Origin of the sequence: Acidovorax sp. K2F, from assembly GCF_025246485.1 — a bacterium.
GTDB classification, from domain to species: Bacteria; Pseudomonadota; Gammaproteobacteria; order Burkholderiales; family Burkholderiaceae_C; genus Acidovorax; species Acidovorax delafieldii.
In genome coordinates, this window is sequence record NZ_JAOBSQ010000099.1 from 1 (window position 1) to 1,198 (window position 1,198).

The following is a 1,198-nucleotide window of genomic DNA, read 5'->3' on the forward strand; positions in this document are numbered from 1 at the left end:
GGTTTTCTCGTCCTTACCTGCTGTGGAAAGAATGAGATGCAATCGCTTTGAATGTTGCAACAGCAAGTCAATCAATTCCGGATCGCTGAGCTCATACAGTGCGGCATAGATCGTTCCGCTTTCAGCCTCTGCCCGTTCGAACAGCTGGCGCAACAGCGGCAAGATGTCTCCAGCCAGATACCGGCGAAGAGGATCTCCGACAGTCTCGATGCGCTTGCGCACCAGCGAAGCACTGGGCATTTTTCCCTTGGGCGTGCGCAGCTGCTTGCGCAGATTCTGTGTTGACAGGATACCGTTGTTGAAACCGATACTGACTTCGCCCAGATCATTAGACGCCACGATCTCATTGGTTTCAACCGCTTCGCCATAGAACGCCAAGGGAAGTTTTTCCCCCTTGTACTTTCCAGGTTGTGCGGTATCTGTTGCCGGCACAGGCTTCATCCCAGTCTTCATGGGTCCAACGGGCTGGATCTCGTACTTGACCCGCAGTGGACCACTGCGGGTCGCCAGCGTGTTGCGGCTTTTGCGCAAGGTGAGGTCACGCCAAGAGAATTTCTGAATGGGCCAGACGCTGGTGTCTTGTTCCTCCCAGTCCGGGTTGAACTGAGACTCGAAGGCGACCCAGGTTGGTAGCACACGACGCTCACCCGTATCGACAAAGATACGGGTGACCATGAACCCCAGACATCCCTCAATCTTTCCGTCGGACTCCCAGGCCAAATAGGCCACCTCGTCATTACAAAACGCTCGTGCCCTGGTGATTTCCGCCATATCTCGCCCTTCTGTGGTTCAGGATGAGCGAGATGAAACGGCAGAACTTTGACAATGGCAAGTCAAACATGCGCACGTCTGAAATGCGGGGATCTCAACCTTGGCAACCGGCATTCATTGGCTTTGGCATTGCTCATAAGATACGCTGGCTACTGACCAGATTAGCGACGACGGACCGAAGGAGCGGCCAACCTGCCTTCTCCTAGTGACACATGATCAGATGACCTCACCCAATCACTGCTCAAGCAAACTAGTCCCAGCCTGTATCTCTTGTTCACCAACGACCGCCCCGCCCCTAACGTACTGTCGCAGCCAGAACTTGAGCTCCACCACTGGCGCATCCTGAGGAGCGGCAGCGGCACCCTGCACATTTCGGCGCAAATCCCTTCTGGGTCGTTTCGAGTTACTTCGGCACTGATCGCTCTAG

At 54.9% G+C, this 1,198-nt stretch carries 1 pseudogene; it reads right to left on the bottom strand.

The window, feature by feature from the left end:
* Positions 1-771 (bottom strand): annotated as a pseudogene (locus N4G42_RS25420) (hypothetical protein); the annotation flags it as partial.
* Positions 772-1,198: the final 427 nt, after the last annotated feature.